Origin of the sequence: Micromonospora sp. URMC 103 (assembly GCF_051386435.1) — a bacterium.
Lineage (GTDB): Bacteria > Actinomycetota > Actinomycetes > Mycobacteriales > Micromonosporaceae > Micromonospora.
The window spans coordinates 1,955,811-1,978,733 of the sequence record NZ_JBPQTR010000004.1; the positions used below are offsets into that span (position 1 = coordinate 1,955,811).

At 73.1% G+C, this 22,923-nt stretch carries 21 protein-coding genes; 10 read left to right on the forward strand and 11 right to left on the reverse strand.

The window, feature by feature from the left end:
- Positions 1-7 precede the first annotated feature (7 nt).
- The 7 genes from ACSNOA_RS12670 to ACSNOA_RS12700 form a co-directional block, all read right to left on the reverse strand.
- On the reverse strand, positions 8-1,066 hold the full coding sequence (locus ACSNOA_RS12670; RefSeq protein ID WP_436658177.1) for an ABC transporter permease: 1,059 nt from the start codon (positions 1,064-1,066) through the stop codon (positions 8-10).
- On the reverse strand, positions 1,063-1,956 hold the full coding sequence (locus ACSNOA_RS12675; protein ID WP_436658178.1) for an ABC transporter ATP-binding protein: 894 nt from the start codon (positions 1,954-1,956) through the stop codon (positions 1,063-1,065). Before ACSNOA_RS12675 ends, ACSNOA_RS12670 begins: the two co-directional genes overlap by 4 nt.
- A gap of 80 nt (positions 1,957-2,036) precedes the next feature.
- The gene (locus tag ACSNOA_RS12680; RefSeq protein ID WP_436658394.1) at positions 2,037-2,717 is read right to left on the reverse strand and encodes a response regulator; all 681 of its coding nucleotides are present in this window, start codon (positions 2,715-2,717) and stop codon (positions 2,037-2,039) included.
- Positions 2,718-2,740: 23 nt separating this feature from the next.
- Positions 2,741-4,024: a sensor histidine kinase gene (locus ACSNOA_RS12685; protein ID WP_436658179.1), complete on the reverse strand. Its 1,284-nt coding sequence runs from the start codon at positions 4,022-4,024 to the stop codon at positions 2,741-2,743.
- A gap of 107 nt (positions 4,025-4,131) precedes the next feature.
- Positions 4,132-5,079: a permease prefix domain 1-containing protein gene (locus tag ACSNOA_RS12690; protein WP_436658180.1), complete on the reverse strand. Its 948-nt coding sequence runs from the start codon at positions 5,077-5,079 to the stop codon at positions 4,132-4,134.
- On the reverse strand, positions 5,076-5,417 hold the full coding sequence (locus ACSNOA_RS12695; RefSeq protein ID WP_436658181.1) for a PadR family transcriptional regulator: 342 nt from the start codon (positions 5,415-5,417) through the stop codon (positions 5,076-5,078). Before ACSNOA_RS12695 ends, ACSNOA_RS12690 begins: the two co-directional genes overlap by 4 nt.
- A 121-nt stretch (positions 5,418-5,538) precedes the next feature.
- Positions 5,539-6,183 carry a hypothetical protein gene (locus tag ACSNOA_RS12700; RefSeq protein WP_436658182.1) on the reverse strand — a complete coding sequence of 215 codons (645 nt, stop codon included), beginning with the start codon at positions 6,181-6,183 and terminating at the stop codon, positions 5,539-5,541.
- A gap of 143 nt (positions 6,184-6,326) precedes the next feature.
- Here ACSNOA_RS12700 and ACSNOA_RS12705 point away from each other — a divergent pair, with 143 nt between their 5' ends.
- Positions 6,327-7,826, forward strand: a complete 1,500-nt coding sequence (locus ACSNOA_RS12705) for a serine/threonine-protein kinase (protein WP_436658183.1) — start codon at positions 6,327-6,329, stop codon at positions 7,824-7,826.
- On the opposite strand, the gene ACSNOA_RS12710 is transcribed toward ACSNOA_RS12705, so the two are convergent.
- From ACSNOA_RS12710 to ACSNOA_RS12720, 3 genes are read right to left on the reverse strand one after another with little or no spacing between them, the layout of a single operon-like run.
- Entirely contained in the window at positions 7,823-8,839 is a 1,017-nt protein-coding gene (locus ACSNOA_RS12710; protein ID WP_436658184.1) for a LysR family transcriptional regulator, read from the reverse strand. The genes ACSNOA_RS12705 and ACSNOA_RS12710 overlap by 4 nt on opposite strands.
- Before the next feature lie 31 nt (positions 8,840-8,870).
- Complete coding sequence (locus tag ACSNOA_RS12715; RefSeq protein WP_436658185.1) at positions 8,871-9,425, reverse strand: hypothetical protein; 555 nt, start codon at positions 9,423-9,425, stop codon at positions 8,871-8,873.
- On the reverse strand, positions 9,422-9,958 hold the full coding sequence (locus ACSNOA_RS12720) for an RNA polymerase sigma factor (RefSeq protein ID WP_436658186.1): 537 nt from the start codon (positions 9,956-9,958) through the stop codon (positions 9,422-9,424). The genes ACSNOA_RS12715 and ACSNOA_RS12720 overlap by 4 nt, the downstream gene beginning before the upstream one ends.
- Before the next feature lie 224 nt (positions 9,959-10,182).
- Here ACSNOA_RS12720 and dnaE point away from each other — a divergent pair, with 224 nt between their 5' ends.
- Together dnaE and ACSNOA_RS12730 are read left to right on the forward strand one after the other, a co-directional pair.
- Positions 10,183-13,719 (forward strand): DNA polymerase III subunit alpha, encoded by a 3,537-nt coding sequence (gene dnaE, locus ACSNOA_RS12725; RefSeq protein ID WP_436658187.1) that lies wholly within the window; start codon positions 10,183-10,185, stop codon positions 13,717-13,719.
- Between the two features lie 65 nt (positions 13,720-13,784).
- Positions 13,785-14,681 carry a hypothetical protein gene (locus tag ACSNOA_RS12730; RefSeq protein WP_436658188.1) on the forward strand — a complete coding sequence of 299 codons (897 nt, stop codon included), beginning with the start codon at positions 13,785-13,787 and terminating at the stop codon, positions 14,679-14,681.
- A gap of 36 nt (positions 14,682-14,717) precedes the next feature.
- Here ACSNOA_RS12730 and ACSNOA_RS12735 read toward each other — a convergent pair whose 3' ends face one another.
- Positions 14,718-15,941, reverse strand: coding sequence for a DUF418 domain-containing protein (locus ACSNOA_RS12735; RefSeq protein ID WP_436658189.1), 1,224 nt, complete (start codon positions 15,939-15,941; stop codon positions 14,718-14,720).
- Between the two features lie 147 nt (positions 15,942-16,088).
- Here ACSNOA_RS12735 and ACSNOA_RS12740 point away from each other — a divergent pair, with 147 nt between their 5' ends.
- From ACSNOA_RS12740 to ACSNOA_RS12770, 7 genes are all read left to right on the forward strand, one after another.
- Complete coding sequence (locus tag ACSNOA_RS12740) at positions 16,089-16,853, forward strand: TetR/AcrR family transcriptional regulator (protein ID WP_436658190.1); 765 nt, start codon at positions 16,089-16,091, stop codon at positions 16,851-16,853.
- Between the two features lie 82 nt (positions 16,854-16,935).
- Complete coding sequence (locus ACSNOA_RS12745) at positions 16,936-17,973, forward strand: aminotransferase class V-fold PLP-dependent enzyme (RefSeq protein WP_436658191.1); 1,038 nt, start codon at positions 16,936-16,938, stop codon at positions 17,971-17,973.
- 261 nt (positions 17,974-18,234) lie between these two features.
- Positions 18,235-18,996: an ABC transporter ATP-binding protein gene (locus ACSNOA_RS12750; protein ID WP_436658192.1), complete on the forward strand. Its 762-nt coding sequence runs from the start codon at positions 18,235-18,237 to the stop codon at positions 18,994-18,996.
- Positions 18,983-19,675, forward strand: a complete 693-nt coding sequence (locus tag ACSNOA_RS12755) for an ABC transporter ATP-binding protein (protein ID WP_436658193.1) — start codon at positions 18,983-18,985, stop codon at positions 19,673-19,675. The genes ACSNOA_RS12750 and ACSNOA_RS12755 overlap by 14 nt, the downstream gene beginning before the upstream one ends.
- 44 nt (positions 19,676-19,719) lie before the next feature.
- Positions 19,720-20,970, forward strand: a complete 1,251-nt coding sequence (locus ACSNOA_RS12760; protein WP_436658194.1) for an ABC transporter substrate-binding protein — start codon at positions 19,720-19,722, stop codon at positions 20,968-20,970.
- A gap of 55 nt (positions 20,971-21,025) precedes the next feature.
- Complete coding sequence (locus tag ACSNOA_RS12765; protein ID WP_436658195.1) at positions 21,026-21,907, forward strand: branched-chain amino acid ABC transporter permease; 882 nt, start codon at positions 21,026-21,028, stop codon at positions 21,905-21,907.
- Complete coding sequence (locus tag ACSNOA_RS12770) at positions 21,904-22,920, forward strand: branched-chain amino acid ABC transporter permease (protein WP_436658196.1); 1,017 nt, start codon at positions 21,904-21,906, stop codon at positions 22,918-22,920. Before ACSNOA_RS12765 ends, ACSNOA_RS12770 begins: the two co-directional genes overlap by 4 nt.
- Positions 22,921-22,923 lie beyond the last annotated feature (3 nt).

The window sequence follows — 22,923 nt, forward strand, 5'->3', positions numbered from 1 at the left end:
GAGAGGATCAGACCGTCTCGCGGGACCGCCACGCCGTGCCGATCGAGGTGCGGCCGTTGGTGCGCAGCAGCGCCCCCTCGTACACACGTGCCCCGCCGAGCAGGAACGCGGCGGCCGTGGCGAGCAGCAGGACGAGCGCCACCACGGGCTCCCAGCCCGCCGCGTCCCCGGTGAACAGCCGCAGCGGCATGGCCGTGGGCGCGGAGAACGGCAGGTACGACAGCACCCGCATGGCCGTCGCGTTGTCGTGCAGGAAGATCACCGCGAAGAACGGCAGCATCACCGTGAGCTGCACCGGCATCGAGACGCCGCCGATGTCCTCCTGGCGGTTGACCAGCGCGCCGGCCGCCGCCCACATGGCCGCGATCAGCACGAAGCCGAGCAGGAAGAACGGCACGAACCAGCCGATGGCCGGTGCCAGCAGGGACAGCAGCCGGCTGTTGTCGCCGAACGCCATGCCGACCACCGCCACCAGCGCCACGAGGGCGATCTGGCCGAGCGCGAGCAGCGTGCCGGCCACGAGCTTGCCGGCGAGCAGCGCCCGGACCGGCACCGCGGCGACCAGGATCTCCACGATCCGGGTCTGCTTCTCCTCGATGATGCTCTGCGCGATCTGGACGCCGAAGCTCTGCGACGTCACGAAGAAGATGAACGCGAAGGCGAACGGCACCAGGAACGCCACGGCCGGGTCCACGGCGTCCGGGTTCAGCAGCCGGACGGAGGGTCGCGTGCTCAGCGCCGTCACCACGTCGTCCGGCGCCTCGTCCATGGCGAGCACGGTCGGCCCGGCGACGACCGCGGCGTCCACCGTCCCGTCCTGCACGGCCTGCTCGGCGGCGCGGTCGTCGGCCACGACCCGCACCTCGAGGCCGGCGTTCCGCAGCGGGCCGGCGGCCTGCTCGGTCACCGCGACGGTGGACGGCCCGCCGGCCAGAACGGCCGGCAGGATCGTCCCGGCCGCGGCGATCAGCAGGAAGAACAGGGTGCTGATCAGGAACGTCCGGTCGCGCAGCTTGACCCGGATCTCCCGGGCGGCGACCAGGCGGGTGGCCTGCAGGGTGTTCACTGGGCGACCTCTCGGAAGATCTCGGTGAGCGAGGGGCGGACCGGGCGGAACGCGCGGACCGGGCCGCGGGCCAGCGCCGCGTGCAGCACCGGCTGCTCGTCGACGCCGGGCGCGAGGTCGAACACGGCGCGGGCGCCGTCCAGGTCGACGAGGGTCACGTCGGGCTGGTCGCGCAGCCAGCCGGCGTCGGTCTCCACCACCAGCTCGAACCGGGGCGAGGTGTACGTCCGGCGCAGCTCCTCGCGGTCCCCGGCGGCCCGGATCGCCCCGTCCGCGATGATCACCAGGTCGTCGCAGAGCCGCTCCACCACGTCGAGCTGGTGGCTGGAGAAGAGCACGGGCACACCGGCGGCGGCCCGCTCGCGCAGCACCCCGACGACCGTGTCGACGGCCAGCGGGTCGAGGCCGGAGAACGGCTCGTCGAGCACCAGCACCTCGGGGTCGTGCACGAGCGCCGCGGCGATCTGGGCGCGCTGCTGGTTACCCAGCGACAGGGTCTCCAGCAGGTCGTTCCCGCGCTCGGCGAGGCCCACCCGCTCCAGCAGGGCGTCGGTGGCCTGGCGGGCCGCCGGCGCGGTCATGCCGTGCAGCCGGCCCAGGTAGGTCACCTGGTCGCGGACGCTCATCTTGGGGTAGAGGCCACGCTCCTCCGGCATGTAGCCGAAGCGCCGGCGGGCCTCCCGGGCCAGCGGGGCGCCCCGCCAGGTGACGCGGCCGGCGTCGGCGGCGAGCACGCCCAGGATGATCCGCATGGTGGTGGTCTTGCCGGCGCCGTTGCCGCCCACGAAACCGGTCATCCGACCGGCCACCACGTCGAAGGACACGTTCTTGAGCGCCTGGCGGTCGCCGAAGCTACGGTCGACGCCGTGGAGGCGGAGCACATCGGTCACGGCGACAGACACTAGAGCGGCGACCGCCCGCCTGCCGTCCGCCGCCGGACGGAGATCCGGTGTCCCCCCGTCGGCGGACGTCACCCGCCCGGCCGCACCACCCCGTGCTCGTACGCGAAGACCACCGCCTGCACCCGGTCGCGCAGGCCGAGCTTGGCGAGGACCCGACTCACGTGGGTCTTCACGGTGGCCTCGCCGAGGTGCAGGTCGGCGGCGATCTCCGCGTTGCTCGCGCCCCGGGCCACGAGGACGAGCACCTCACGCTCCCGGGGGGTGAGGTCGTCGAGCGCCCGCGCGCCCGCCGTGCCGCCCGTCGAGGCGCCGCCGGGCCGGGCGAACGTGGCAATGACCCGTCGCGTGAGTTCCGGGGCGAGCAGACCGTCGCCGCGGGCCAGCACCCGGATCGCCTCGATCAGCGACTCCGGTGTGCCGTTCTTGAGCAGGAAGCCGCTGGCCCCGGCCCGCAGCGCCGCGAACAGGTAGTCGTCCCGGTCGAAGGTCGTGAGGATCAGCACGGCCGGCCCCTCGGGGGAGCCCGCGGCGGTGATCTGCCGGGTCGCCTCCAGACCGTCCATCCCCGGCATCTCCACGTCCATGAGCACGACGTCCGGGTGCAGCGCCCGGGTCATGTGCACCGCGCGCTCGCCGTCGGCCGCCTCCCCGACCACCTCGAGGTCGTCCTCCACCTCGAGGATGACCCGGAACCCGGTACGCACCAGGTGCTGGTCGTCGGCGAGCAGCACCCGGATCGGCCGCTCCACGCCGGGGAGGGCGCCGGGCGCGTTCACGCCGCCTCCGTCACGGCGACCGCCAGCGGGAGGCGGGCGCGCACCCGCCAGCCGCCTCCGGCGCGCGGGCCGGCCTCCAGCGTGCCGCCGTGCGTGGCCACCCGCTCACGCATGCCGACCAGGCCCAGCCCGTCGGCGTTCGCGGGGCGGACCGAGCGCCCGTCGTCGGTCACGTCGACCTCCATCTCCCTGGCGAGGTACCGGATCCGCACGTCGAGCACCCCGGCGCCGCCGGCGTGCTTGAGCACATTGGTCACCGCCTCCTGGACGACCCGGTACACCGCCTGGGAGACCGATTCGGGCAGCGGCACCCGGTCGCCGTACACCCCGAGGGTGGCCCGCAGCCCGGCGTCGCGGGCCCGCTCGACCACCGCGGCGACCTGGTCGATCCCGGCGGGCGGCTCGACGCGCCCCGGGTCGCCCTCCCCGGCGCGCAGCACGCCCAGCATCCGGCGCAGCTCGTCGACGGCCGTGCGGGCGGTCTCCTCGATCGCGGTCAACGCGGTCCGGGCCTTCGCCGGGTCCTTCTCGAAGACGCGCCGGGCCGCCGACGCCTGCACACCCATCACCGACACGTGGTGGGCGACGACGTCGTGCAGCTCGCGGGCGATGCGGACGCGCTCGCCGATCACCGCGCGGCCGCGCGCCTCGGCCTGCGACCGGCGCAGTTCCTCCGCCCGCTCCGTCAGCTCGTGCTGGCGGCGGGCGGCCAGCCACGCGGTCTCCCCGAAGAAGTACGCGAAACCGAAGGCGAGGACGTTGACGAGCACCCCGGTCACGAGGGCGGCCAGCACGGGCGGCACCGGCCCGACGGCGTCGGCGAACGCGTCCGGCGGGATGCTGCGGACGGTGACGACGGCGTAGTACACGCCGAGCCACGCGAACATCGTGCCGATGACGCCGAGGCGCACCCGCCGGGAGAGCCGGCGGTCCGGTCCCCAGGCGCCGAGCGAGTAGATGACGGCGAACAGGGCCCACGAGGAGAGCTGCGTCTCCGGGGCGGAGCGTGCCTGCGCGGCGATGAAGGTGGCCGAGACGACCAGGGTGCTCGTGACCGGGAACCGGCGGCGCCAGATCAGCGGCAGCGTCACCGCCACGGTCCAGAAGACCTGCTCCGGCCAGGACGGCGGCGGCCCGAGCAGGAAGGCGCCCGTGCTGCGGGCCAGGGTGAGGCTGAACAGGGCCAGCACGGTCACGGCCAGCCCGCCGTAGAGGTCGTGGCGCAGCTGCTCCGGGGTGGGCCGGGGCCTGCGCCAGTCGTCGGCCGTCGTGGTCGTCACCCGACAAAGACTCTCACCCGCCGGCCGTCGCCGTCGGGGTGGCACCCGGGCGCCGGATGTGCGACGGCCCGGCACCCCCGTGTGTGCCGGGCCGTCGCGGTGGCGCGTCAGTGCCGGTTGCGGTACGCCTTGATCGCGCTGTCGACGACGTCCCAGACAACGATCAGGACGGTGCCGACGACGACGAAGGTGGCGACGGTGTTCAGGTTGTCCTCGCGGGCGAGCCACTCCCACCGGTTCACGAAGTCGGGGTTGAGCAGCCGGTCGGTCGAGATGAGCCAGATCACCGGGACGGCGAACGCGAGGTCGAGGACCGCGTTGACGGCGACCAGCGGCCAGGTCCAGCGGCCGGCGCGGTACTTGGCGACCTCCAGGCCCACCGTGGCGACCAGGACGGCGATCAGGTACGGCAGCCAGAAGCTCCACAGCGCCGGGTCGAGGATGGGCAGGTTTCCGCCGTCCCGGTCCGGCACGAACGAGCGGAAGTGCTGGACCGGCAGGTACGCGATGACGAGCACGAGCCAACCGATGGCGGCGGCCGTGTCGACGAGTGTGATCTGCCGGTTGCTGTGGTCCTCGGGCAGTTGGTCGACGGTCCACGTCGGCAGGTCCAGCGCCGTGTTGGTGCGCTCCAGCACCGCGAAGACGACGGTGACCCAGAAGCCGATCTGGACGGTGGTCTGGAGGGCGGCGACGATGCCCGTGCCGATCGCGGCGCCCGCGGCGCCGTCCGCCGCCTTGGCCAGGCCGGCGATGACCCCGACCAGGGCGGGGACGAAGCTGAGCAGCAGCTTCATGAGCCGTTCCCAGGCCAGGTAGTAGGCCGGCCCGATGAGCTGGAGGCGCCGGTCGGCGTAGCGGGCGGCGAGCTGCGCGGGGTTGCCCAGTTCGGTGAGCACCTCGCGCTCGGCGGTGTCGGTGTCGCGCCCCTCGGCGCGGCGCCCGTCGATCATGTCCTCGATCGAGCCGCGCAGCTCGACGGCGATCTCCTCACGGCGGGCGACGGGTATCGCGCGCAGGGTCGCGGCGACGTAACGGTCGGTCAGCGACGTCATGTGTCTGCTCCTTCGATGAGGCCGGTGAGGGAGGTCTGTACGGCGTTCAGGTCGTCGAGGAGGCGGCCGAGCACCCGCTCGCCGTCCTCGCTGGTCCGGTAGAACTTGCGCGGTCGGCTCTCCTCGGTGTTCCACTCGCTGGTGAGCAGCCCCTGCTCCTCGAGGCGGCGCAGCAGCGGGTAGAGGGTGTTGGCGTCCACCGGGAAGCCGTGGCCGGTGAGCCGTTGCAGCAGTGCGTAGCCGTAGTCGGGAAGGCGGAGGGCGACCAGGCTCGCCACCACGACCGTGCCCCGTCGTAGCTCCTGGAGGTGGGTCCGGAGGGTCTCGTCGCTGACCATGCGTCACACGATACTGTGTGCCACACACTGTTGTCGACGGCCATATCGTCGTGTGCCCGACAACAATGTGGGCGCGGCAGCCGCCGGCCCGGCCACGCGGGCCGGGCCGGCGGTATCGGGGTCAGCAGGAGGGGCCCTGCCGGAAGTTCCGCTCGACGAACGACGCCGGCCCGACCTGGAAGTAGCCGGCGCCGGGGCGGATCGGGTGCCCGGTGAACAGCTCGACGCGGGAGCCGAACCGCACCAGGTACGCCTCGGCCGTCCCGGCGTCGTTGCGGATCACCGAGCCTCGCCGGCCGTAGATCGCCTCCAGCTCGGCGAAGGTCATGCCGACCGCGGCCCCGGCGGGGGAGCGGGGCGGGGCGGTGGCCGTACCCACCTCGACGAGCCGGCCGTCGCGGAACGCCAGCAGCAGCACGCCGGCCCAGGGGCCGGTGACCCCCGCGTGCTGCTCGCCGGCGCAGCCGGGAGCCACCCAGTCGACGAGACCGGCCGCCGTGAGCCGGTCCAGCCGGACGCCGATCCGGAACGGGCCGGCGCCCCGGACGCTGAGCACGTCACCGTGCCGGGGCTGCGCGGCGGCGGCACCGGCAGACGACGCGGCGACGTCGACCGCCGGCGCGGTGGCCGGCACTGCGGCGGCCGGGACTGCGGTGGCCGGCGCGGCGGTCGCCGGCGCGGCGGTGGCCGGCACGGCCGTGGTCATCAGCGCGGCGGCGGTGAACGCCAGCACCCCGCTGAGCACGATGGACGGGAGACGGTTCATGGTGGTTCTCCTTCCGGTCTTGGGCTTCCTGTCCTGTTGGTCTCCGCCCCGACCACTCCGGTTCGTCGGGTACCCGACCCGGGCGACCGGCGTCTACCGTCGAGGGACAGCACGGACGGCCGGGGTGCCGGCCGGCGGGGGTGATGCCGGTGACCGCGCCCGCGCGGATCGGGCCCTACCGGGTCGAGCGGCTGCTCGGCACGGGCTCGTTCGCGACCGTGTGGCTCGGGCACGACCCCGCCCTCGACTGCCCGGTGGCGATCAAGGTGCTGGCCGAGAACTGGAGCCACGACCTGCGGGTCCGCGAACGGTTCCTCGACGAGGCGCGGCTGCTGCGGCGGCTGGCCCACGAGCGGCTCGTGCCGGTGCACGCCGTCGGCGAACTGCCCGACGGCCGCCCGTACGCCGTGCTCGCCTGGGCCGACGGCGGCAGCCTGCGGGACCGGCTGGCCCGGGGCCCGCTGCCGGTGTCCGACGCTGTTGCCCTGCTCGACCAGATCGCGGCCGGGGTCGCGGTGCTGCACCGGCACGGTGTGGTGCACCGGGACCTCACGCCCGGCAACATCCTCTTCCGGTCCCGGCCGCGGGCCGGCTCCGGCTCCGGCTCGGGAGCCGGCGGCGAGCAGGTGCTCGTCGCCGACCTCGGACTGGCCAAGGCGCTGGCCGTCTCCTCCGGCCTGACCGCCCCGGCCGGCACCCCCGGCTACATGGCCCCCGAGCAGGACGACCCGCGCGCGGTCGTGGACACCCGCGCCGACGTGTTCGGGCTGGGTCGGCTCGCGCTGCGGCTGCTCGGCGACGCTCCGGCCGACCCGGTGGGACCTCCGCCCGCCGGGCCCCCGTCGGCGGGACCGCCGCCGGGCCACCCCGGCGCCTCACCAGCTCCACCGCCACGGCTGCGCGACGGCGTACCCGCGGAGGTGGCCGCCGTGCTGCACCGGGCGACCGCGCTCCGCCCCGCCGACCGGTATCCGGACGCGGCGGCGTTCCGCGCGGCCCTCGCCCGCGCGGTCGCCGCCGCTTCCGGCGGCGCCCACCCGGATCGGCCCCGGCCGCGCGTCGACCGGTCCCCGGCCCCGCCGCAGCGGACGGGCCGGCGGTTCGTCACCGCGGGGGCCGGCCTGCTGGCGTTCGCGGCGCTGGCCACCACGTCCGGTGACGCCGGGCCCGGCCGGCCCGGGCAGCCGCACGCCATGACCGCGGTCAGCGGGCCGATCACGGTGACGCTGCCGGCGGGCTGGCGGGCCACGGGCACGGGCTGGGCCGGCCAGTACGGCGACGACGGCGACCTCGAACCGGCGCTCGTGATCTCCCCGGACCCCGGACGCTGGGCCACCGACCCGCGCGTGCCGGGCGCGTTCGTCGGCCTCTCCCCGAGCCTCGCCCGGCGTACGACGCCACAGGGCTACCTGGCCGAGCGGCCGCACGCGGACTGCGTGGCCGCGCCGGTGCGGCGTACCCGTCAGGGCGCCGCCGACTGGGTGGTGGCCGCCTTCACCTGCCCGTCGGGCCGGCCCCTCATCGTCGAGGCGGCCGGGCTCGCGCCGGGGCGGGCCGGTCTGCTCTACGCGCAGGTCGTACCGCCCGAAGGCGGCGGGGACGGTTTCGTCGACGCGCTGCTCGGCGGGGTACGGCTCGGCTAGGCGCCGCCGGTCACGACGGCGTCGCGGTCGCCGCCCGCGGCGTCGTCGCGGTCACCCGCCCGCCGGTCGTCGCGGTCGCCGCCCCGCGTCGTCGCCCAGGTCGGGCGCCAGACCCTCCCCGGCAGCCGGGGCAGGCGTCCGAGGTGGGCGACGATCCTGCGGAGCGCCGGGTGGGGACCCGTCCTGCGGAGGATGAGCGACAGGGGGTACGCGAGGACCGGGTCCACGACAGGGATGCGGCGGAGGTCGTGGCTCGCCGGCCAGACGTACCGGTCGCGTGCCCCGACGAGAGTGGCCATGTCCGCCGAGTCCGCGAGGGCGTCCAGGAGCACCTCGTCCCCGAAGTGCGGGCCGGCCGCGTCGACGCGGAGGTCGAAGTCGGCGCCGAGCTGGTCGTAGAAGTCCGCCCATTCGCTCCGCGGCGCGATGCCCGGCACCCAGATCCGGTGGTGCCGGAGCTGCGGCGGCGTCAGCCTTCGCGCGGAGGCGAGCGGGTGTCTCGGGCCGACGAGAAGCTCCAGCGGGGAGTCGAACGCGTGGATCATCCGCAGGTCGGGCGGCAGCGCGGCCGGGTCGGTGACGGTACGGAACGAGGCGTCGACGTCGCCCGCTTCGACGGCGGCGACCGCCACCCGCGGGTCGGCGACCCGGAGGGTCACCACGTCGAGATCGGTGTCGGGATGCGACCGCCAGTAGTCGTGGAGGACGACCGCCTGCGCGCTTCGCAGGCCGAGAACGTCGATCCGCAGGGCCCGGGCGCCCGGCCGGACCGCGTCGACGGCGCGCGCGACGCCCGCGACGACGCTCCGCGCGTGGGGGAGGAACGCCTGACCGTCGAGCGTCAGCTCGACCCCCCGGGCGGTACGCGTGAACAGGCGGACGTCCAGCTCGCGTTCCAGGGCGGCGATCCGCTTGGAGACCGCCTGCGGTGTCACGCCCAGCTCGTCGGCCGCATGCTGGAACTGCCCGAGCTCGGCCGCCCGGACGAACGATCGCAACGCCTCGGTGTCCACCGGTGCACCCTAGGGTCTGCCGGACCGATCGTCAGGTCACCACCACGGCGATGGTGTACGCCCGGCCGTCCCGCGGGATGGTCACCCCGACCGTGCCGCTGCGCAGGAACCGGACGTCGACCACGCCGGCCTCGTAGCTGCGGGAGGTGAGGTCCTCCCGGTCGACCGTGACCTCTCCCGGCCCGATGCCGACGATCCGCAGCACGCCGCCGGGGGAGAAGCAGAGCGACCGCACCAGCGCCAGTTCGGTCTCGGCGAGCACCAGGTCGTAGCGGACGGCCCCGAGGCAGGCGCTCGGCCGTCCGGTCGGGGAGACCGACGGTGTGCGGGACGCGGGGCGGCGGGTGGGCACGGGAGCCGGCGGTGGCCGCCCGGAGGTGGGCGCCGGCGCGGCCGACGTGGCCGGCCGGGGCGTCGGTACCGGCGGGGCCGTCGACGTGGGCCCGGCCGCCGGGGACGCGGCGAGGGTCGGGCCGGGTGGGCGGACCGGCAGCGGTGAGACGGGTGTCTCCCCGCAGGCCGTGGCCCCCGCCGCCGCGAGTGCCAGTGCGGTCGCCGCGGTCGCCGCCCGGCGCCGGTCGGTCATCCCGACATCCGCCGGCGCACCTGCTGGCGCGCCTCGTGGATCCGGGACTTCACGGTCCCCTCCGGCACGCCCAGCAGGGTGGCGATCTCGCGGTAGCCGAGCCCGAGGAGGTCGCGCAGGGCCACCGCCTCGGCGAGTTCGGGCCGTACCGCGTCGAGCGCGTCGAGCAGGTCGATCCGGGTGCCGGCCACCACGCTGGTGCGCCGCGGGTCGGGCGGTTCGGGCAACGGCACCCCGCCGGCCTCCACGAGCCAGCGCCGCCGCAGCACCCGGTAGGTGGACCGGGCCCGGTTGGCGGTGAGCCGGTACAGCCAGGTGTGGAACGACGAGCGGTGCTCGAAACGGCCGATGCCCCGGGCCAGTGCGAGTAGCGCGTCCTGGCACGCCTCCTCCGCGTCCTCGTGGTGGGGCAGCAGGCGGGCGCACAGGCGCAGCACCTCCGGGCGTACGGCCACCAGCAGCGCGTCCAGCGCCGCCGGGTCGCCGCGCGCCGCCGCGCGGGCCAGCTCGTCGGTGCCGTCCGGCAGGGGCATCGGCTCGTCCAGTCACTCGCCGGGTGCGGGGTTCCACACTACGGCCTGCGACGCGCCCGGCGCCCGCGCCGAGTCCGGCAGCCGACTCGCCGGCGGGGACCGGGGAGATCCACGACACCCCTCCGGAGATCTCCCGCGCGGCTGCTGGAGGGGGCCTCGACGGCGGCGATAGGGTAGGCCGACCGACCTCGACCATCCCATGATCCGACCCGGGGGGGCTCTGCATGGGCGATTCGTTCGCGCATCTGCACGTACACACCGAGTACTCGATGCTCGACGGAGCAGCCCGGCTCAAGGACCTGTTCGCCGAGGTCAGCCGGCAGGGGATGCCGGCCGTGGCGATGACCGACCACGGCAACATGCACGGCGCGAACGACTTCTACAAGCAGGCGATGGCCGCCGGCGTCACGCCGATCCTGGGCATCGAGGCGTACGTGGCGCCGGAGTCGCGCTTCCACAAGCAGCGGGTGCGGTGGGGCCGGCCCGAGCAGAAGAGCGACGACGTCGCCGGCAGCGGTGGCTACACCCACATGACCATCTGGGCGCGCAACAAGGTCGGCCTGCACAACCTGTTCAAGCTCACCTCCCGGTCGTACACCGAGGGGTTCTTCGTGAAGTGGCCGCGGATGGACGCGGAGCTGCTCGCCGAGAACGCCGACGGCCTGATGGCGACGACCGGTTGCCCCTCGGGCGAGGTGCAGACCCGGCTCCGGCTGGGCCAGTACGACGAGGCGCTGAAGGCCGCCGCGAAGTACCAGGAGATCTTCGGCAAGGACAACTACTTCCTGGAGATCATGGACCACGGCATCGACATCGAGCGCCGGGTCCGGAACGAGCTGCTGGAGATCAGCCGCAAGCTGGACATCCCACCGGTCGTCACCAACGACTCCCACTACACCCACGAGGCGCAGGCCGAGGCGCACGACGTGCTGCTCTGCGTGCAGACCGCGGCGAACGTGGCCGACCCGAACCGGTTCAAGTTCGACGGCAGCGGCTACTACATCAAGTCCGCCGACGAGATGCGCGGCGTCGACTCGTCCGACGTCTGGCTCCAGGGCTGCCGCAACACCCTCCTCGTGGCCGAGAAGGTCGACCCGAGCGGGATGTTCGAGTTCCACAACCTGATGCCGCGCTTCCCGGTGCCGGAGGGGGAGACCGAGGAGTCCTGGTTCCGCAAGGAGACGTTCGCGGGCCTGGCGCGCCGCTTCCCGGGCGGGGTCCCGGAGACCCACGTCAAGCAGGCCGAGTACGAGCTGGGCGTCATCATCCAGATGGGCTTCCCGTCGTACTTCCTCGTGGTCGCCGACTTCATCCAGTGGGCGAAGAGCCAGGGCATCGCCGTGGGTCCGGGCCGTGGCTCGGCCGCCGGCTCGCTCGTGGCGTACGCCCTGGGCATCACCGACCTGGACCCGCTGCCGCACGGCCTGATCTTCGAGCGGTTCCTCAACCCCGAGCGCGTCTCGATGCCGGACGTCGACATCGACTTCGACGAGCGTCGGCGCGGCGAGGTGATCAAGTACGTCACGGAGAAGTGGGGCGAGGACAAGGTCGCCCAGATCGCGACGTTCGGCACCATCAAGGCGAAGGCCGCGATCAAGGACTCGGCGCGAGTGCTCGGCTACCCGTACGCGGTGGGTGACCGGATCACGAAGGCCATGCCGCCCGCCGTGATGGGCAAGGACATCCCGCTGACGGGCATCTTCGACCCGAAGCACCCGCGCTACGCCGAGGCCGGAGAGATCCGCGGGCTCTACGAGTCCGACCCGGACGTCAAGAAGGTCATCGACACGGCGCGCGGCATCGAGGGCCTCATCCGGCAGACCGGCGTGCACGCCGCCGGCGTCATCATGTCCGCCGAGCCGATCATCGACCACATCCCGCTCATGCGGCGGGACGCCGACGGCGCCATCATCACGCAGTTCGACTACCCGACCTGCGAGTCGCTCGGGCTGCTGAAGATGGACTTCCTCGGCCTGCGCAACCTGACCATCATCGACGACGCGCTGAAGAACATCGAGAGCAACCACGGGCGCACCGTCGACCTGCTCCAGTTGCCGCTCGACGACAAGCCCACGTACGAGCTGCTGGCCCGCGGCGACACCCTCGGCGTCTTCCAGCTCGACGGCGGGCCCATGCGCTCGCTGCTGCGCCTCATGAAGCCGGACAACTTCGAGGACATCTCGGCGGTCCTCGCGCTCTACCGGCCCGGCCCCATGGGCGCCAACTCGCACACCAACTACGCGCTGCGCAAGAACGGCCTCCAGGAGATCACCCCGATCCACCCGGAGCTGGCCGAGCCACTCGAGGAGATCCTCGGCCCCACCTACGGCCTCATCGTCTACCAGGAGCAGGTGCAGCGCGCCGCGCAGAAGCTCGCCGGCTACAGCCTCGGGCAGGCCGACCTGCTGCGCCGGGCCATGGGCAAGAAGAAAAAGGAGGTCCTCGACAAGGAGTTCGTGCCGTTCCGCGACGGCATGCGGGCCAACGGCTACTCCGACGAGGCCATCCAGACGCTCTGGGACATCCTCGTCCCGTTCGCCGACTACGCGTTCAACAAGGCGCACACCGCGGGCTACGGCCTCGTGTCGTACTGGACCGCGTACCTCAAGGCGAACTACCCGGCCGAGTACATGGCCGCGCTGCTCACCTCGGTGGGCGACGACAAGGACAAGATGGCGCTCTACCTGTCGGAGTGCCGCCGCATGGGCATCCAGGTGCTGCCGCCGGACGTCAACACTTCCGCCGGGCCGTTCACCCCGGTCGGGAAGGACATCCGCTTCGGCCTCGCGGCGATCCGCAACGTCGGCGCGAACGTGGTGGCGGCGATCATGCGGTGCCGCGACGAGAAGGGCGCCTACTCCGACTTTTACGACTTCCTGTCCAAGGTGGACGCGGTGGTCTGCAACAAGAAGACCATCGAATCGCTGATCAAGGCCGGCGCGTTCGACTCGCTCAAGCACACCCGCAAGGGCCTGCTCCAGGTGCACGCCGACGCCATCGACGCGTACGCCGACGTGAAGCGCAAGGAGGCCACCGGCCAGTACGACCTGTTCGGCGCGGGCTTCGGCGACACCGACGCCGGGGCGGGCAGCAGCACGGTCATGCCGGTCATCGGCGAGAGCGAGTGGGACAAGCGCGACAAGCTCGCCTTCGAGCGGGAGATGCTCGGCCTCTACGTCTCCGACCACCCGCTGTTCGGGCTGGAGCACATCCTCAACGCGGCCGCGGACACCACGATCGCGGCGCTCGCCGAGGACGGCGCGGTGCCCGACGGGGCGGTGGTGACCCTCGCGGGCATCCTCTCCGGCGTGCAGCGACGGGTCACGAAGCAGGGCCGGGCCTGGGCGTCGGCCACCCTGGAGGACCTGGCCGGCGGGGTGGAGACGCTGTTCTTCCCGAACACGTACGAGGTGATCGGGCAGTACATCGCCGAGGACGCGATCGTGGTCGTCAAGGGCCGGGTGGACCGCCGTGACGACACCCCCCGCATCATGGCCATGGACATGTCCATGCCGGACGTCAGCACGAGCGCGGCGAACAAGCCGGTCACGCTCACCATCCCCGTGACCCGGTGCACGCCGCCGCTGGTCGAGCGGCTCAAGGAGACCCTGGTGCTGCACCCGGGCGACGCCGAGGTGCACGTCAAGCTGCTCAACGGCAGCAGGACGACGACGTTGCGGCTCGGGCCGTTCCGGGTGGCCGCCACCACGGCCCTCATGGCCGACCTCAAGAGCGTCCTGGGCCCCGCGAACGTGAGCTGACGCCGCCCCTCGGGTCGTGCCCGGACGGGTCGGTGCGGACGGGTTCCGTGCGGCACCATCGGTGCGTGATCTCCACCGAGCTGGTGCACGTCCGTGATCTGGTGCCCGACTTTTTGGCGTACCTGAGCGAGTGCGAGGCCGCCGACGCCGGGCAGTGGGCGACGCTCTGGCGGTCCCGGTACCTCGATCGCCATCGCGATGTCTTCGCGGAGATGGACCGGACGGGGGAGTGGTCGCGCCCCGACGACCTCGCCGCCGTCCTGGTCCGGCTCCACGCGGAGGGCGCGACCCTCGCCGTCCGCTCCTCGGCCGTACGCGCGCTGCTGCCGCAGGGCATCGGGGCCGTGGCCGGCGCGCTCGACTGGTCGGGTGACGGCGACCCACTCGAATGCGTCGTGCTCGTCGGCCTGTACCGGGCCAACGGCTGGGCCGACACACTGCACGGCCGGTACGCCCTCTTCCTCGCCGTCGAGGAGCTCGGCCCGCCGGGCGACGACAGGCTGCTCGTCCTGCACGAGGGCGCGCACGTCCTGCACGACCGGCTCGCCGCGATCCGGCACTGGCCGGTGCATGGCGTCGCGAACACGCTCTTCACCGAAGGGCTGGCCACGCAGGTCTCGGTGGAGCTCGCGCCCGGACGCGGCGACGAGGAGTACCTCTGGTTCGGCCGGCCGGGCTACCGGACGTGGCTCGACCGGTGCCGCCGGCAGTGGCCGCACATACTCGACCGGATCAGCGCCGACCTCGACGCCACCGATCCCGACCACCACGCGCCGTACTTCCTCCTACGGGACTCGCCGCTCGCCGGCGACCTGCCGAAGCGCTGCGGCTACCTGGTCGGGCTGGCCGTGGTGCGGCGGCTGCGTGAGGAACATCCCCTGTCGGAGCTGGCGCGCTGGGATCTGGAGCGCGTCGTCACCGAGGTCCGATCGGCCCTTCGGGCGCTGCGCCGTGCGGCCTGACGGGGACGGGGACCACCGTCCCGCCCGATTGGGGTCCTAGCGCCGGCCGTACGCCAGCCGGCGCAGCAGCACCTCCGCGGGCCCCCGGCGGGACCGGAGGTGCATGAGGTACGCGCCGACGAGCGTGCCGAGCCAGACGAGCGCCGCGCTGCCGGCGGCCACGAACGTCGGGCTGCCCAGGTGGTCGCCGAGCGCGAGGGCGAACGGGGACGCGAGCACCAGCCAGGCGACGGACTGCACGAGGTAGCCGCTCAGCGAGCGCCGGCCCAGCGCGGCGAGGGCGGTGACGGGCAGGTGCCGCCGCGTGCCCGTGGGCCACGCCGAGACGCGGAGCGCGAGCAGGCCGAACAGGCAGGCGTAGCCGAGGCCGCCGAAGAAGCCGGCCGTCTCGTACAGCATCTTGACGTACCCGGCGGTGCCGGCGTCGACGTGCAGGAACCCACCGGCGAGCAGGCCCATCGGCAGCCCGCCGAGGACGGCGACGGTGAGCCCGACCGCGGCGCCGCGGCGCAGCAGCCGGCGGTGCTTCGCCGGTTCGTCGAGCAGCCGGCGGCGGGCGGCCCAGGCGCCGACCCAGATGAACAGGATCATCGGCAGCATGCTCAGCACGGTCGCCGGCCACTCGGTCGCGCGGGCGGTCAGAGCGGCGAGGTAGCTGGTCTCCGTGACCGAGGGGAAGTCGCTCGTCGGCACGCCGACCGTGCCGCCGGCACCGGTCGCGAGACGGTGCAGCACGAGCGCGGCGAGCACGAGCAGGTAGCCGCCCGCGAAGACCAGGTACGCGGGCGCGAGGCGGTGGACCCGGTCGCCGCGCCGGAGCAGGAGCAGGGTGAACGCGATGCCGATCAGGCCGTACGCGCCGAGGACGTCACCGGAGTACAGCAGGACGCCGTGGGCCAGGCCGAAGGCGAACAGCCAGGCGTTGCGGCGGACCAGCAGGGCGCGGACGGCGCCCGGGGGGAGCCCGGCGGCGTCCTGCCGGCGGGCGAACTGGACGAGGCCGTAGCCGAACATCACGGCGAAGAGCGGTAGGGCGCGGGCGTGCACGAACAGGAAGAGGACGACGTTCCAGAGCCGCTCGGGGCCGTGCGGCGTCGTGTCGACGCCCGGCACCGAGGCCAGGAACACCCCCGTGGCGTTGGCCAGCGCGATCAGCAGCAGCATGGCGCCGCGTGCCAGGTCCGGTGCCAGGATGCGGCTCCCACCCGAGACCGGGCGCAGCGCACGCCGTCCGGCGGGCGCCGTCATGTCGATCGTCATGGTCTCTCCCTCGTTCCGGTGGACCTCAACCATACGGCCTAAACTATATGACATAAACAAAGTCGCGCCGTCGCGCCGGCCCGGCTGCGTGCTGGGCCATGATGGGGACCGGAAGAGCGGACGCGGACGCGGAGGTGAGCGCCGACCATGGGCGACGAGGTTCCCGTCGGGTTGACCCGGCTGTGGCGACTGCCGGCGGAGTCCCGCCTCGGCCGGCCGGCCGCACTGGACGTCGACCGGGTGGTGCGGGCCGCCGTGGCCCTCGCCGACCGCGACGGGCTCGCCGGCGTGACCCTCGGAAAGGTCGCCGCCGAGCTGGGATTCACGACGATGTCGCTCTACCGGCACGTCGGCTCCAAGGAGGAACTGCTCGTGCTGATGGGCGACGAGGCCACCGGCCCCGCCCCGGAGCTGCCGACCGACCCGGACGGCTGGCGGGCGGGCCTGCGCGCGTGGGCGTACGCCCTCCGGGCCGTCCACGCCCGGCACACCTGGCTGCCGCACCTGCCGATCAGCGGCCCGCCCAGCGGCCCGAACGCGGTGAGCTGGATGGACGCCTGCCTGCGGGCGCTGCGCGGCACCGGGCTCGACTGGGCGGAGAAGGTCGGCATCATGACGCTGCTCTCGGGCTACGTGCGCAGCTCCTCGCAGATGAGCCTCGACATGGCGGAGGGGCGGCGGGGCAGCGGGCTCGACCAGCCCCAGGTGGAGCGGGAGTACGGCCGGGCGCTCGCCGGCCTCGTCGACGCCGAGCGCTTCCCCGAGGTGGCCGCGCTCTTCACCTCCGGCCTGTTCGAGGCGGCGCCGGCACCGGCCGGTGACCCGGAACTGGCCGAGTTCGAGTTCGGTCTCGACCTGATCCTCGACGGGGTGGCCGCCGCCGTGACGGCCGCGGAGCACCGCGCCCGCTGACCGTCCGTCCATGAGGGAAGGGAAGGCCGCCGGCCGCGCATTGGCCGTCCCCGTCGGCTGCCACCGCGGCTAGCGTCGGCCCATGGAACTCGACGAGGCGCAGAAGCTGTGGCAACCCGAACCCGGCTGGCTCAACACCGCGAGCTACGGGCTGCCGCCCGAGCCGGCGTGGACGGCGTTGCAGGACGCGTTGGCCGACTGGCGGGTCGGGCGGACCTCCTGGGAGGGGTGGGGCGAGTCCGTCGGCCTGTGCCGCGCCGCCTTCGCCCGGCTGGTCGACGTGCCGGCGGAGGACGTGACGGTCGGCGCCGCCGCCTCGCAACTGCTGGCCCCCGTGGCGGCCGCCCTGCCGGCCGGGGCCACCGTCGTCGTCCCCGAGGTCGAGTTCACCTCCAACCTCTTTCCCTGGCTGGTCCAGGCCGAGCGCGGCGTCGACGTCCGCACCGTGCCGCTCGCGCGCCTGGTCGACGCGATCGACGCCGACACCGACCTGGTGGCCTTCAGCCTCGTGCAGTCCGCCGACGGGGCGATCGCCCCGTACGACGAGGTGGTGGACGCGGCCCGGGCGCACGGCGCGCTGGTGGCCGTCGACGCCACCCAGGCGTGCGGCTGGCTGCCGTTCGACGCGTCCCGGGCCGACGCCGTGGTGGTCTCGGCGTACAAGTGGCTCATGGGGCCGCGCGGCGTGGCGCTGGCCTACCTGGCCCCGGCGCTGCGGGACCGGCTGCGGCCCGACGCCGCCGGCTGGTACGCGGGCCACGATCCGCACACCTCCTACTACGGCTCGCCCCTGCGGCTCGCCGACGACGCCCGCCGGTTCGACATCTCCCCGGCCTGGTTCAACTGGGTCGGCATGGCGCCCGCGCTGGAGCTGCTGCTCGACGTCGGGTTGCCGGCCGTCCGCGCGCACAACGTGGCGTTGGCCAACCGGCTGCTCACGGGGCTCGGGCGGCCGCCGGGGGAGAGCGCCATCGTGGTCGTGGACGTGCCCGGTGCGCAGGAGCGGCTGGAACGGGCGGGCGTACGGGCGGCGGTGCGCGCCGGCCGGGTCCGGGCGTCGTTCCACCTCTACACCACCGAGGCCGACGTCGACCTCGCCCTGGACGCCCTCACCGGCTGAACCCGGCACACCCGCGTCCCCGTCACGGTGGACGCCGCACATGCCCCCGGGCATCGACATGGGTGACTCGGCACTTTCGGGACGCCGGGGCGGTGCCTCGGGGACGGGTGTGTGGCGAGTGGGGACGCTTCGAAGCATCGGAATATGTGTGCGATCGACATGGCTCGACTCGCACGGCCGGCCGTAGGTTTCCTGAACGCGACGGCCATGTGACCGTGGTCACCCCACCGACCGTCGCCGGAGACCTCGGAGGACATGGCGATGGCCGGGCAAGCGCTCCTGTCGGCTCGCGGGCTGACCCGCGACTTCCGGGGCTTCCGGGCGGTGGACGGCGTCGACCTCGACGTCGCACCGGAGAGCGTGCACGCGTTGGTCGGCCCGAACGGCGCCGGCAAGACCACCCTGTTCAACCTGCTCACCGGGTTCCTGCGGCCCACCGGCGGGCGGATCGAGCTGGCCGGGCGGGACGTCACCGGGCTGCCGCCGGAGCGGGTGGCCCGGCTCGGGGTGGCCCGGTCGTTCCAGATCACCAGCCTCTTTCCGCAGCTCACCGCGCAGGAGCACGTCGAGCTGGCGTTGCAGTCGCCCAGCGGGCTCGGCTGGCGGTTCTGGCGGTCGGCGAAGCTCATGCGCCGCTACCACGACCGGGCCGCCGAACTGCTCGACATGGTCGGCCTCGCCGACGCGGCCCACGCTCCCGCCGAGGCGCTCGCGTACGGGCGCAAACGCGCCCTCGAACTGGCCATCGCCCTCGCGCTGGACCCGAAGGTGCTGCTGCTCGACGAGCCGACCGCGGGCATGGGCCTGGAGGACGTCGACCGCACCGTCGAGCTGATCGCCCGCGTCCGCGAGGGCCGGACGGTGGTGATGGTCGAGCACAACATGAGCGTCGTGGGCCGCCTCGCCGACACCGTCACCGTGCTCCAGGCCGGCAAGGTCCTCGTCGAGGGTCCGTACGACGACGTCCGCGCCGACGAGCGCGTGATCACCGCCTACCTGGGAGCCGCCGATGCTGCGCATTGACAATCTCTCCGCCTGGTACGGGGAGGCGCAGGTGCTGCGGGACGTCAGCCTCGACGTCGCCGCCGGCGAGGTGGTCACCCTCGTGGGTCGCAACGGCGCCGGGAAGTCCACCCTGCTGCGCTGCGTCATGGGGTTGCACGGCGGGCAGCGCGGCACCGTGGAACTCGACGGGCGCGACATCGGCCGGCTGCCCGCGTACCGGCGGGCGCGCCTCGGGCTCGGCTGGGTGCCCGACGACCGGGGCAGCTACGCCACGCTGAGCGTCACCGAGAACCTCACCCTGCCGCCCACGGTCGGCCCCGAGCCGTGGCCGCTGGAGCGGGTGTACGAGGCGTTCCCCGCCCTCTACGAGAGGCGCGACTCGGCGGCCACTCTGCTGTCCGGGGGCGAACAGCAGATGCTCGCCCTGGCCCGCGTGCTGCGGATGGGCGCCCGGCTGCTGCTCTGCGACGAACCGACCGAAGGGCTCTCCCCGCTGCTGGTGCAGCAGGTCGGCGACCTGCTGCGCGAGGCCAAGCGGCACGGCGTCACCGTGCTGCTGGTCGAGCAGAACCTGCACTTCGCCACCGGCGTCGCCGACCGGCACTACCTGCTGGCCGAGGGACGCGTCGTGGAGGCGATGGACAACTCCGAGGTGCGCTCGCGGGAACGCGAGCTGCTGTCGTACCTCGGGATCTGATGTCGGCTGCTGACCGCGCGCCACGCGCGGATGGAGGGAATGGCATGCGTAGGACCGTGGGTGTGGCCGCGGCGTCGGCCGCGGTGGTGCTGATGGCCGGTTGCGGTGGCGGCGGGCCCCAGTCGGGCGGCGACCAGAAGCTGACCGGCGACAAGATCGTGCTGGGTGTCCTGAACGACCAGTCCGGGGCGTACTCCGAGCTGTCGGGCAAGAACTCGGTGAAGGCCGTCGAGATGGCGGTGGCCGACTTCAAGGCCAAGTACGGCGACAAGGCGGTGACGACGAACATCGGCGTGGAGACCGCCGACCACCAGAACAAGCCCGACATCGCCAACAGCAAGGCCGCCGAGATGTACGACCGCAAGGGCGCCGACATCATCCTCGACGTGCCCACCTCCTCGGCCGCCCTCAAGGTCGCCGACGTGGCCAAGGAGAAGAAGAAGCTCTACTTCAACATCGGCGCCGCCACCACCGACCTGACCGGCAAGAGCTGCAACAAGTACACGTTCCACTACGCGTACGACACGCACATGCTGGCCAACGGCACCGGCAAGGTCACCACCCAGCAGGTGGGGAAGAACTGGTACATCCTCTACCCGAACTACGCCTTCGGGCAGGACATGGAGAAGAGCTTCTCCGCCGCCATCACGGCCGCTGGCGGGCAGGTGGTCGGTAAGGACGGCGCGCCGTTCCCGAACACCAGCGGCGACTACTCCACCTTCCTGCTGAAGGCGCCGACGCTGAACCCGAAGCCGCAGGTGCTCGGCACCATGCAGGCCGGCGCCGAACTGGTGAACGTCGTGAAGCAGTACAACGAGTTCAAGCTGCGGGACAAGGGCGTCGGCCTCGCCGTCGGCCTCATGTTCATCACCGACATCCACTCGCTCACGCCGGCCGCGCTCGCCGGCACCACCTACACCGACGCCTGGTACTGGAACTTCGACCAGACCAACCGCGAGTTCGCCGACCGGTTCCAGAAGGAGACGGGCACCCGGCCGTCCTTCGCCCACGCGGCCAACTACTCGGCCGCCATGCAGTACCTGGAGGCCGTGCAGGCCGCCGGCACCGACGACGCGGACACCATCGTCAAGGGGCTGGAGGGCAAGGAGATCAACGACGTCTTCCTGCGCAACGGCAAGATCCGCGCCGAGGACCACCGGGTCATCCACGACGCGTACCTGGCCCAGGTGAAGCCGCAGGCCGAGGTCACCGAGCCGTGGGACTACGTCAAGGTGCTCGAGACCATTCCGGCGGCGGAGGCGTTCGCCGCCCCGTCCCCGGACTGCAAGCTGTGAGCGCGAGGAGTGAGCCGGTTTTGCGAGCCCCGCAGTCGCGAACGAGGGCAGCGCTGTGACAGGCTTTCTGCAGAACACGTTCAACGGGTTGGTGAGCGGGGCGTTCTACGCCCTGCTCGCCCTCGGGCTCGCCGTCATCTTCGGCATGCTGCGGGTCGTGAACTTCGCCCACGGCGCCTTCTACATGCTGGGCGCGTTCGGCGCGTACGTGCTGCTCAGCGAGGCGGGCGTGCCGTTCTGGGCGGCCCTGGTCATCATGCCGGTCGGGCTCGGCCTGCTCGGCATGGCGCTGGAGCGGGCGGTCATCCACCGGCTCACCCGGCTCGACCCGCTCTACAACTTCCTGCTCACCTTCGGCCTGACGCTCATCCTCCAGGACCTCGTGAAGAGCCGGTACGGCGTGCAGTCCAGCCCGTACGCCACCCCGTCGGCGCTTGACGGCTCGGTGGACTTCGGGCTCTTCGACTTCCCGACGTACCGGGTGTTCATCCTCGGCTTCGCCGTGGCCGTCTGCGTCGCCGTGTGGTGGGTGCTGACCCGGACCCGTGTCGGCATGGTGGTGCGGGCGTCCACCGAGCGGCCCGAGCTCACCCGCGCGTTCGGCATCAACGTCGGGCGCTGGGTCACCCCCGTGTTCGGGTTCGGCATCGGCCTGGCCGGGCTCGCCGGGGTGCTCGCCGCACCCATGCGGGCCGTGAACCCGCTGATGGGCGCCGACCTCATCATCGTGGTCTTCGCCGTAGTGGTCATCGGCGGTCTCGGCTCGATCTTCGGCTCGGTCGCCGCCGGCTTCGGCATCGGCCTCGTGCAGGCGTGGGGCGAGGCGTACCTGTCGGACTTCCCGATCGTGTCGCAGACGATCGTGTTCATCGTGATGGCGGTCGTGCTGCTCTGGCGCCCGGCCGGGCTCTTCGGACGTGAGGAGGCGCCGGCATGACGAGCACCGTCGACACCCCGGCCGACGCCGGCCGCCCGGCGCCGCCGTCGGCCCTCGTGACCGTGGCCCGCGCGCCCGGCTGGATCCGGTACGCCCTGCTCGCCGTCGGTCTGATCGCCGCGCTCTGGCTGCCCAACGGGCTCTACCCGGCCGTGGCCGTCGACATCCTCTGCTGGGCGCTGTTCGCCGTCGCCGTGGACCTGCTGCTCGGCTTCACGGGGCTCATGTCCTTCGGGCACGCCGCGTTCTGGGGCACGTCCGCGTACGTCACCGGGCTGGTCGCCATCCACGCCGGCCTGCCGTTCCCGGCGGCCGTCCTGGCCGGGGCGCTCGCCGCCGCCGTGCTCGCCGTCCCCATCGGCTACCTCGCCGTCAAGCGGACCGGCATCTACTTCGCCATGGTGACCCTGGCGTTCGCCCAGATGGTCTACTACGTGGCCAACGAGTGGCGGTCGGTCACCCGGGGCGAGAACGGCCTCCAGGGCGTACCCCGATCGTTCTTCGGGTTGGACCTCACCGACGACTACTACTTCTACTACGCGATCCTGCCCATCGTGCTGCTCGGCCTGACCGCCGCGTGGCGGATCGTGCACTCGCCCTTCGGCCGGGTGCTCGTCGGCATCCGCGACAACCCGGCCCGGGCTCGGGCGCTGGGCTACCCCGTGCACCGCTACAAGCTCACGGCGTTCGTCCTGTCGGGCTTCATCGCGGGGCTGGGCGGCGGACTCTTCGCGGTCGGGCACCGCTTCGTCTCCCTCGACGTGCTGCACTGGACGACCTCCGGCAAGGCCGTCATCGTCGTCGTGCTCGGCGGCATCGGCACGCTGTGGGGCGGTGTGCTCGGCGCGGCCATCGTGGTCCGCCTGGAGGACTGGCTGTCGTTCTCCGGGTTCGAGGCGATCGGCCTGGTGACCGGCGGCATCTTCGTCCTCGTGGTGCTGCTGTTCCGGCGCGGCATCTGGGGGAGCGTCGCCGCGCTGGCCCGGCGCTGGTTGGCCCGCCGGCAGGGCTGAGGA

What these genes read in the sequence shown, in the direction of transcription:
- ACSNOA_RS12690 (WP_436658180.1), bottom strand. Translation starts at nt 5,079, where the DNA reads ATGACGTCGCTGACCGACCGTTACGTCGCCGCGACCCTGCGCGCGATA.
- ACSNOA_RS12695 (WP_436658181.1), bottom strand. Translation starts at nt 5,417, where the DNA reads ATGGTCAGCGACGAGACCCTCCGGACCCACCTCCAGGAGCTACGACGG.
- ACSNOA_RS12700 (WP_436658182.1), bottom strand. Translation starts at nt 6,183, where the DNA reads ATGAACCGTCTCCCGTCCATCGTGCTCAGCGGGGTGCTGGCGTTCACC.
- ACSNOA_RS12705 (WP_436658183.1), top strand. Translation starts at nt 6,327, where the DNA reads ATGCCGGTGACCGCGCCCGCGCGGATCGGGCCCTACCGGGTCGAGCGG.
- ACSNOA_RS12715 (WP_436658185.1), bottom strand. Translation starts at nt 9,425, where the DNA reads ATGACCGACCGGCGCCGGGCGGCGACCGCGGCGACCGCACTGGCACTC.
- ACSNOA_RS12720 (WP_436658186.1), bottom strand. Translation starts at nt 9,958, where the DNA reads ATGCCCCTGCCGGACGGCACCGACGAGCTGGCCCGCGCGGCGGCGCGC.
- dnaE (WP_436658187.1), top strand. Translation starts at nt 10,183, where the DNA reads ATGGGCGATTCGTTCGCGCATCTGCACGTACACACCGAGTACTCGATG.
- ACSNOA_RS12735 (WP_436658189.1), bottom strand. Translation starts at nt 15,941, where the DNA reads ATGACGATCGACATGACGGCGCCCGCCGGACGGCGTGCGCTGCGCCCG.
- ACSNOA_RS12740 (WP_436658190.1), top strand. Translation starts at nt 16,089, where the DNA reads ATGGGCGACGAGGTTCCCGTCGGGTTGACCCGGCTGTGGCGACTGCCG.
- ACSNOA_RS12745 (WP_436658191.1), top strand. Translation starts at nt 16,936, where the DNA reads ATGGAACTCGACGAGGCGCAGAAGCTGTGGCAACCCGAACCCGGCTGG.
- ACSNOA_RS12750 (WP_436658192.1), top strand. Translation starts at nt 18,235, where the DNA reads ATGGCCGGGCAAGCGCTCCTGTCGGCTCGCGGGCTGACCCGCGACTTC.
- ACSNOA_RS12755 (WP_436658193.1), top strand. Translation starts at nt 18,983, where the DNA reads ATGCTGCGCATTGACAATCTCTCCGCCTGGTACGGGGAGGCGCAGGTG.
- ACSNOA_RS12760 (WP_436658194.1), top strand. Translation starts at nt 19,720, where the DNA reads ATGCGTAGGACCGTGGGTGTGGCCGCGGCGTCGGCCGCGGTGGTGCTG.
- ACSNOA_RS12770 (WP_436658196.1), top strand. Translation starts at nt 21,904, where the DNA reads ATGACGAGCACCGTCGACACCCCGGCCGACGCCGGCCGCCCGGCGCCG.